This is a genomic window from Psychrobacter sp. NG27 (assembly GCF_016106655.1).
GTDB lineage: Bacteria > Pseudomonadota > Gammaproteobacteria > Pseudomonadales > Moraxellaceae > Psychrobacter.
The window spans coordinates 57,001-66,385 of record NZ_JADGIN010000011.1 but is presented as its reverse complement, the minus strand read 5'-3'; the positions used below and the strand labels follow the sequence as shown (position 1 = coordinate 66,385).

The window sequence follows — 9,385 nt, the reverse complement described above, 5'->3', positions numbered from 1 at the left end:
CACTTTGAGCTTAAAGTCTAGATCGTAACGCATAAAAATACCCCAGAAGTTGTGTCCAACTTATGGGGTTCAGTTCACCTACTTTATAAGACTGGGGTTTTTTATGGAACAATGATACGGATAGACCGTTAGTCATTATTAGTCTTTTTTAACATCATCGTATTCGCTACCCATGATGCCATCACTAAAGACTTCAGAGAATTCACGCTCGTTGTCTTCATCGATATGACCATCGAACACATCCTTTGCACCAGCATTAGGATCGTTATAAATAGCCAAATCCATTTTGCCTTCTGATTTTGCCACGATAGCAGTCACAGCAGCATCACCGCCTACGTTAACAGCAGTACGTAGCATGTCTAGGATACGGTCAACACCTAGGATCAGACCAATACCTTCGATAGGCAGACCAACTTGTGCAAATACCATCGATAGCATAATCAAGCCAACACCCGGTACACCAGCGGTACCGACAGAGGCCAATACTGACATCAAGATAACGGTTAGATATTCGGTGATACCCAAATCAATGCCATAGATATTGGCAATAAAGATGGTCGCAGTACCTTGCATGATTGCCGTACCATCCATGTTGATGGTGGCACCAAAAGGAACGGTGAACGAGGCAACAGAGTTGTTGACACCCATACGCTTGGTAACAGTACGTAAGGTAATAGGAATCGTCGCGTTTGAGCTTGAAGTACTGAATGCAAAAATCTGTACTTCACGCATTTTTGCCAAGAAGGTTTTGATCGATAAGCCTGAACCGAGTTTTAGGACAATCATCATGGTGATAAAGAAATGGAAAGCCAGTGAGCCGACCAATACAGCCACATAACCCAGCAATGACCAAATCAAATCTAAGCCAAGCTCTGCCATGGCTTTAGTCAATAGCGCAAATACACCATAAGGAGCTAGGTTCATAATGATGGTCACCATCTTTAAGATGACTTCATTGATAAGCTCTAAACTTTTAACCAAACCTTTAGCGGGCTTGCCAACCATCAATATACTAACGCCAATCAAAATCGCAAAGAAAATGATTGATAACATATCGCCGTTTGCCATCGCACTGATGGGGTTCGATGGAATGATGTTAGAAAACACGTCAAGAAGTGGTGGCGCTGACGCGGCTTCAAAGGTCGCATCAGTACCGATGTCCATACCTTTACCGATACCAAACAGAACACCAAGTCCAATCGCTGTCGCAATTGCCAATGCCGTGGTGAACATATAGATCATAAAGGTTTTGGTACCAATACGACCAAGCAGACGAATATCACCAATACCGCAAACACCGCAAATCAATGAGATAAGTACTAGTGGTACGACCAGCATTTTGAGTGAGTTAACAAATAGCTTGCCAATAATAGCGAGGAAGCCGTTTGTAATATAGGTATTAACAAAACTGCCTTCGCCATTCAATCCGGAATAGTTTAAAAACAAACCCAGTATGATACCGAGCGCCATGGCAACCATGATCTTGCCCGTCAGTCCCATATTTTTCCACATAACCTCTATCCTTTTGTGTACAACGTCCAATAGCAGGTATGATAGTAAATCAATGCGTAAATGATTGCTGTTTCTACACCCGATCTTGCTACGTCTGTAAATTTTGATTGGTCACTTTATGTCAGGTTCTCAAACAATATAAAATAATTGTTAAGGTTACTGCAACATTTTTTTATGATTCAGCCAAGATAAACCCAATAATAAAGCTGCTTATCAGGCTACCCACGATTTTAAGAGAGCAGATAATACTGCTTTTTTCCACTAATGATAAGCAAAAGTTTTTGTTTGTAACCAAAAAAAAGACTGCCCGAGTTGGACAGTCTTTTTAAATTAAACAATAGTCATGCGGTATTTGAGACTTTTACATCTTGAATACGGTCACATTTATATGTTGCCGTGTTTACACGTTATCGCTTTCATCGCGACGCAGACCATCTCGCCACTTGCTATCGGATGCAGAGGGTTTTTCTACATTATCTGCTCTTTGTGCGTTTTCAGCACTATCCAGATAATTGGATTTTTGTACGCTGTCATTTGCAATTTCTAAATGGTCAGATTTTTCAGCGCTATCCACGTTATCAGAATTTTCAGCATGGTCTTTATTGAGACGATGGTTATTACTCATGCGTTCGCTCAAATGTGACTCTGCATCACGGTAACGAGGATCAAGCGCTTCTGCCTCAGGATCAGAGTCTTCAAAGTCGGTCTGCGCTTGTACCTCTGCTACAGTATCTTGCTCAGCAACCATCTCGACATCACCGTCGACCTCATAGCCGTGATTGGGGTTGGCATCACCGGTTGTTTTATCGGTATTGGTAGAAATATTATCATTAGTAGGAACGTCGCCACTAGTAGAAATACTGTCACTAGCATGAACATTAGAATCATCAACTAAGGGTTCGCTATCAGTCGCAATAGCATGTCTCGCTTGAGCAGCATTTTTTAGTTGCGCATAGTCAGTCAGTTGCTGCACAGCATTATCAAGGCTGTGTGGATTGACGCGTTCTTGCACCTTCAATAGGTGTTCATCGAACACATCAGTCAATAACGAGTCAAAGCGTATTGCATTGTATTGGATGAGAACTTCGGCTTCTTCTTCAGTAATACTGCCATTTTGACTGGCATGCACGACATGATCTTCAAAGGTAAGTCCTTCAAAACTGTCTTGGTGCTCACCCTTCTTAAACTTCTGCCACAACGGTTCGATACTGGTCAAGGTCTGATAAGCATGCTCCATACGTCCGGTTACGTCATCTGCATCGGTATTGTAGTAGACCATGGTTTTAAGGTAGTCGCGGAATGGGTTTGCTGCAAAATCATCCATAAAAATATCGCCCAACTGGCGTTTGAGCTCATCACTTGGCGGCGTAAAGATACGACCACTTGGGAAAGTCACAAAGCTCACGACATTGGCTGCCAGACGGTTAGGAAAGTTGGCAAAGAAGGAAACAAAGGCTTCTTGAATGGTGTACAAGCTGTTCTGTAGGGCGACTTCGGCATGTAAGCGCTCAGACGCTGATTTGCTGCCATGCTCATAAAACTGCAAAATAGCCGTCGCAATAAACAAATGACTATGAATATCTGACAAGCGACCAGAGAGCATCTCTTTACGCTTTAAGTCACCTGCCAATAGCCCAAGCGCCATATCGGCGGTCAAGGCAAAGCCCGCGCTCAAGCGGTTAATGTGTTTGTAATAGGGACGGGTAAAGCTGTCTGCAAAACTTGGTGCCTTATTGCTACCACCGACATAGCCTGCGACAAAAGCTTTGGCACCGCGATTAAAGGTATAACCTAGATGCTTAAAGAATAGAACATCAAACTTTTTAGTGGCTGCTTCCTTGTCCTCGCTTTGTAATAGCTGTAGCTCATCAAATAGATAAGGGTGACAACGCATCGCGCCTTGACCAAAAATCATCAGCGAGCGGGTCAGTATGTTTGCACCCTCGACCGTGATAGACACAGGAATCGCTTGATACGGCGTTGCCAAAAAGTTGCGTGGCCCCATCTGTACCGCTCGACCACCAACCACATCCATCCCATCGTTAATCACACTACGCATGGTCTCAGTGGCATAGTATTTTGCCATTGCCGTCATGACTGATGGCGTGCCACCTTGGTTCAGTCCACACGTGACAAGATGACGAAATGCCTCTAGCATATAAGTGTTACTGGCCATGCGACTGGTCGCGTCTTGTACCCCTTCGAACTTACCAACAGAGATTTTGAACTGTTCACGAACCTTGGCAAAGGCACCGACAGACAGATACGTCATTTCACTGGCGGATGTGGACAGTGCTGGTAGCGAGATACCGCGACCGACACCCAAGCATTCCATCAGCATGCGCCAACCGCGACCTGCGTTTTCGACCCCGCCGATGATGTAATCTAAGGGAATAAAGACATCTTTGCCATCGACCGTACCATTCATGAATGGCGAGCCGATTGGATTGTGGCGTGGGCCTGTCACGACACCCTCATGATTGGCAGGAACCAATGCACAGGTGATGCCATAATCGGTTTTTTTAGGATCGCCTAATAAGCCTTCTGGGTCATGCATTTTAAATGCCAAACCCACAACCGTAGCAACAGGTGCCAAGGTAATCCAACGCTTAGAAAAATTCATGCGTAGACCGAGTACTTGCGCGCCTTCGTGCATACCGTAGCAGACCACACCTGTATCAGGAATCGCGCCTGCATCAGAGCCTGCTTCTGGTCCAGTCAGACCAAAGCAAGGCACTTCCTCGCCTCTGGCCAAACCAGGTAACCAGCGCTGTTTTTGCGCGTCTGTGCCATAGTGCATCAGTAGCTCACCAGGGCCTAGTGAGTTTGGAACCATGCAAGTCACAGCAGCAGTGGGTGAGCGCGAGGCGATTTTGCTCATGATACGGCTTTGGGCATATGAGCTAAAATCCAATCCACCAAACTCTTTAGGAATAATCAGACCTAAAAAGCCATTGGCTTTAATGAATTGCCAAGCCTCAGGGGATAAATCTTTATCTTCATGCTGGATTTTCCATTCATCGAGCATGGCACACAGCACTTCTACTTCATTGTCGATGAAGCTTTGTTCTTCTTCTGATAGCTGTGGATAGGGGTAGTTGGCAAAGGTCTCCCAGTTGGGCGCACCCATGAATAGCTCTTTTTCCCACCAACTAGTACCCGCATCTAATGCTTCGCGCTCAGTATCACTCATACTTGGCATCGCACCGCCTAGCGCTTTGTAGACAGGCTTGGTAATCAGTGACTGGCGAAGAGAGGAGATGAGTAATACTAAGCAGAGCAAGGCCATTGGCAATCCCAAGATCAATGACCATGGGCTAATAACTGCGGTGATGACCACAGTGACGAGGGCAGCTATACTGCCAGTGACTCGCGACAGCGACAGCAAAAAAATGGCCAAGACCATGGCTAATTGAATGATGACTGCCAGAATAAACAAGCCAATTGCCATGACTATCTCCTTTATAACGCTCAATAAAAAGCATGAAAAATATGTGAGTGAAACGGTTTGAAAACGATAATTATTATATTTTTTAGAGATGTGTGAAGCATCTAGTGACTAACCAATTTTTGAATTCTAAGGGCTTTTATGCGGTAGTTTATACCCTATCGATGCATCGATAGTGACTGCATGTATAATACAATCCGCTTGCAAAATAAATGACAAAGCCATCCACTAATATGAAACGATTGTCGATAACTATCAATAGCCAAAATGCTACGCTGTGTCGACAATATGTATCAAATAGCATAAATAATGAGGGTATGGAGTAATTACTAGCTATTAAGCCTATGATAATTTATATATTTGACTAATGTACATAACCTTAGCCAAAAGGGCTAAGACCACTTTCGGCATAAGATAAGGTATCGTTACGTCCGACGATGATATGATCAACAAGCGAGATATCCAACAAATCACACGCTTTTTTTAGCTCATGAGTCAGTAGATTGTCTGCGCCTGATGGTGTCGCATCGGTATGAGGATGATTGTGCGCGATAATGAGCTGGCTAGCAGCATGGGTCAATGCATGTCTGAGGACGTGTTTGATACAGACGGAGCAGGACGAGAGTCCGCCAGTAAATAGTATTTCAAAGTTCAACAGATTCAGCGCATTGTCTAAACACAGTACGGCAAACACTTCTCGATGTTCACCGCGCAATTGGGTACTGATATAGTCTTTGACCACCTGTGAGCGCCCAAGGGCTTGACCCATTTTAAGTTTGCTGTCTAGATAGCGGGTACCCATTTCAAGCGATGCCAATATCTGTGCGTACTTGGCAGGGCCGATACCATGACAGGCAAGCACGGTCTGTTGAGGGGCTGAGAGTAACTCTGCTAAGCTGCCAAATTGATCGATTAGATGGCGAGCCAACTCAATAGCGGACTGTGATTTTGTGCCTGTACGCAAAAATATGGCCAATATCTCAGCATCAGACAAATGAGATGCGCCAAATTTCAATAGTTTTTCTCGTGGTCGGTCATCTTCGTGCCAGTCTTTGATCGCCATCATCACTCCTTGAAAATGGATCGGTAGCTGTTGTGTGAGGTAAATGCGGAAAACCTTACCCAATTTATCTCATAGTTGTTACTATAAGCGCAATTTTATCTTTTAATTTTTTGTTGATGATACGCTTATGTCCAATATTGTGCTTGCTATTACTGGCGGTATCGCCGCTTATAAATCTGCTATATTTGCCCGCTTATTGATTAAAGCAGGCTTTGATGTGCGCGTGATCATGACGACAGGCGCACAAGCATTTATCACGCCACTGACGCTGCAAGCGCTGACGGGTAATGAGGTACATATCTCATTACTCGATGAGCGTGCTGAAGCAGGGATGGGGCATATTGAACTGGCGAAATGGGCAGACTTGGTCGTTATCGCGCCAGCCTCTGCCAATACGCTTGCGCGCCTTGCTATGGGTATGGCCGATGATTTGCTGACCACCGTCTGTCTTGCCACCACGGCACCCGTCATCATTGCACCAGCGATGAATCAGCAGATGTGGGCGCATCCAGCAGTCAACCTAAACGTACAGACACTGCGTGATATGAACTATCAGATCATTCAACCAGCCAGCGGTGAGCAGGCGTGCGGTGATGTGGGGGCAGGCCGATTACCTGAGCCTGAGCAATTGCTAGATGAAGTGCTATTGTTTCAAGCGATGCATGTGACGCCGCAGCTACTATCAGGCAAAAGAGTGGTCATTACAGCGGGTCCAACCGTAGAAGCAATTGATCCGGTACGATATCTGTCCAATCACTCTACCGGTAAGATGGGCTTTGCATTAGCACGAGCTTGTGTGGCAGCTGGTGCAGAGGTGATTTTGATTGCTGGTGGCAAAATAGCTCTGCCGACACCGCTCAATGTCACGCGGATTGATGTCCTATCAGCCAAAGACATGCTCGTTGCAGCGCAGCAATGTGTAGAGGGTACGCATAGCGCGCTTCAGTGGGTCTTGGAAGATGAGCATGAACATCACCACGACCACGAGCATCATCATGACCATGACCACTCACATGACCACGACCATGGTGATTGCGATTGTGGAGACGAGCATGATGTTCTGACGACTAGCACCGATAATAGCGTGAGAGTTGCTGATATCTTTATTGCCACGGCAGCGGTCGCGGACTATCGTACGGAAGAAGCTGCTCCGCAAAAAATCAAAAAAACCCAAGATGCCATGGCGCTCAATTTGGTCAAAAACCCTGATATTTTGGCGACGATCTCTTTGGCCCATCCAGAATTGTTCGTGGTTGGTTTCGCGGCTGAAACGCAAGACGTTGAGCACTATGCACGTGGAAAATTGGTTGCTAAGGGTCTAGACCTTATCGCCTGCAATGATGTCTCACGTGCAGATATTGGGTTTGCAAGTGATGACAATGCCATGCAAGTGTTTTTCTCTGAGCGTCATCAGCGTGAAGCGATCACGCTCGAAAAAACAAGCAAAGATAAAATTGCCGAACAGCTTGCATCTATTATTGGCGAAACCATTGGTCAACGTCAAAGTTTCTAATATCAAAATTGCTAACGTTAAAACAGCGCATATGCTAGTTACTAGGTATCGGGCATGGTGTACAAAAAAGTGTATAAACGATGACGAATATAGTGGATAACGATAGCACGCAGATGCTAGTGCTGATGGCTGTTTTTGCATTGGCATCACTGCTGCATGGTATTAGCGGACTTGGCGCAACGCTAGTGACGACCACCGCGCTTGCTAGTATGTATCCATTGCCACATGCTATTGTGTTAGTGATTTTCCCCTCGCTAGTCGTTAATGCTATGACATGGTTAGCAGGTGGGGAGCGCACCATTTGGCAAAATTTTATCTATTACGGCAGACGCTATTGGCTACTGGCACTGACCAGTTTGCTCGGTAGTATTTTGGGTGCCAAGCTACTACTGTGGGTCGATAGCGCTTATATCTTGCTATTGTTAGCGGCAGTGATTGGTTTTTATGTTGTCAGTAGCTTACTGGGCAAGCAGATTCGTCTGCCAGATACCAAGCCTGTATTAATTGCAGTTGGATTTGGCGCGGGGGTTATTGGCGGTTCGACCAATGCCATGTCGACTGTATTGATGATGTATTTGTTGTCTGCTAGCGACGATAAAAACACCATCGCCAAAGTGGGTAACATGTGCTATTTTTTGGGTAAAATTGCCCAAATCGTCGTACTACGTGAGCCGATTATGGCACTCAGTAGCAGTGAGTGGCAGCTGATTGCGTGGTTAAGTGTGATATCTGTTGTTACGCTGTTGATTGGGATTCGTCTGCGTCGTTATTTACCGCAATCACGTTTTCGTCAACTTATTTTAGTGATATTAACCGTGCTTGGCATACGAGTTGGCTGGCAAGGCATTGCTGCGTTATTGTAAATGTGTGACGCCCTTTACACTATTTCACCAAAATAAATCTGCTGTGCCACGCGAAAGGTATTGCAGTGTGCTTCGACCACATCGTCGATGTCTTCTGAATAGCCACCACCCATCACAATGGCAACCGGTATATTGGCAGCTTTTGCTTGATGCAGTACGTACTCATCTCGCGCCTTGCAACCTGCTTGGGTCAATCCAAGCTTACCCAGTTTGTCCGTCGCTAACACATCGACCGCCGACTGATAAAAAATCATATCTGGTGCAAAGTCCGCAATCAAACGTGGCAGCGTCTTTTCTAATATCTGTAGATATTCTGCATCACCCGTATCATTGTCCAGCTCGATATCCAGATCAGACACTTGCTTACGAAATGGATAATTCTTGGCACCATGCATGCTAAAGACAAAAACGCGCGGCTCATCCGCCATGATGCTAGCGTTACCATTGCCTTGATGAACGTCTAAATCAATGATTAAAATCTTTTGTGCCTGTCCGCGATTTAACAATAGATTGCTGGCAATGCAGACATCATTGAACACGCAAAACCCTTCTCCGTGATCGGCAAACGAGTGATGCGTGCCACCTGCGACATTCATGGCCACGCCATATTGCTGCGCATACAGTGCACACTCATAAGTGGCATGCGCAATATAACGACCACGCTCAACCAACTGCAGCGTCATCTCAAACCCGATGGCGCGCGCCGCCTTACGCGGTAGTGTTTGAGTTTTTAGCTGATACCAGTACTCTGCGGTATGCGTGGTCAAAATCTCATCTTCGCTTAAGCGGGCAGGGGCAAAGAAGTTATCTTGGCTGATCGTTCCTTCTGCTAGTAAACGCTCAGGAATCAAAATATATTTTTGCATGGGAAAGCGGTGCTTTTCTGGCACAGAATAGCGAAAGACGTCAGAGTAGGCAATTTTTAGCATAAGAATTCTAGCTTAGTATTTTTAGCATCATATTGATGGTGTTGTGGACGAGCGGGC

5 protein-coding genes and 1 pseudogene are annotated in these 9,385 nt (G+C 45.5%); 2 read left to right on the top strand and 4 right to left on the bottom strand.

Features of this window, described 5'->3' with window-relative positions:
• Nucleotides 1-138 precede the first annotated feature (138 nt).
• The 3 genes and pseudogenes from IP485_RS12870 to radC all read right to left on the bottom strand — a co-directional run bounded on the left by IP485_RS12870 (nucleotide 139) and on the right by radC (nucleotide 6,023).
• Entirely contained in the window at nucleotides 139-1,512 is a 1,374-nt protein-coding gene (locus IP485_RS12870) for a dicarboxylate/amino acid:cation symporter (protein WP_197176472.1), read from the bottom strand.
• Between the two features lie 595 nt (nucleotides 1,513-2,107).
• Nucleotides 2,108-4,963 (bottom strand): annotated as a pseudogene (locus IP485_RS12865) (acyl-CoA dehydrogenase); the annotation flags it as partial.
• 376 nt (nucleotides 4,964-5,339) lie between these two features.
• Complete coding sequence (gene radC, locus IP485_RS12860) at nucleotides 5,340-6,023, bottom strand: RadC family protein (RefSeq protein WP_198327576.1); 684 nt, start codon at nucleotides 6,021-6,023, stop codon at nucleotides 5,340-5,342.
• Nucleotides 6,024-6,150: 127 nt separating this feature from the next.
• Between radC and coaBC the strand changes: the two genes are divergently transcribed.
• Nucleotides 6,151-7,536: a bifunctional phosphopantothenoylcysteine decarboxylase/phosphopantothenate--cysteine ligase CoaBC gene (gene coaBC / locus IP485_RS12855; RefSeq protein ID WP_198327574.1), complete on the top strand. Its 1,386-nt coding sequence runs from the start codon at nucleotides 6,151-6,153 to the stop codon at nucleotides 7,534-7,536.
• An 80-nt stretch (nucleotides 7,537-7,616) separates the two neighbouring features.
• Nucleotides 7,617-8,399 carry a sulfite exporter TauE/SafE family protein gene (locus IP485_RS12850; RefSeq protein ID WP_194364598.1) on the top strand — a complete coding sequence of 261 codons (783 nt, stop codon included), beginning with the start codon at nucleotides 7,617-7,619 and terminating at the stop codon, nucleotides 8,397-8,399.
• Nucleotides 8,400-8,413: 14 nt separating this feature from the next.
• Here IP485_RS12850 and IP485_RS12845 read toward each other — a convergent pair whose 3' ends face one another.
• A complete protein-coding gene (locus tag IP485_RS12845) occupies nucleotides 8,414-9,328 on the bottom strand; it encodes a histone deacetylase (protein WP_198327572.1) in 915 nt (304 codons plus the stop codon).
• Between the last annotated feature and the right edge of the window lie 57 nt (nucleotides 9,329-9,385).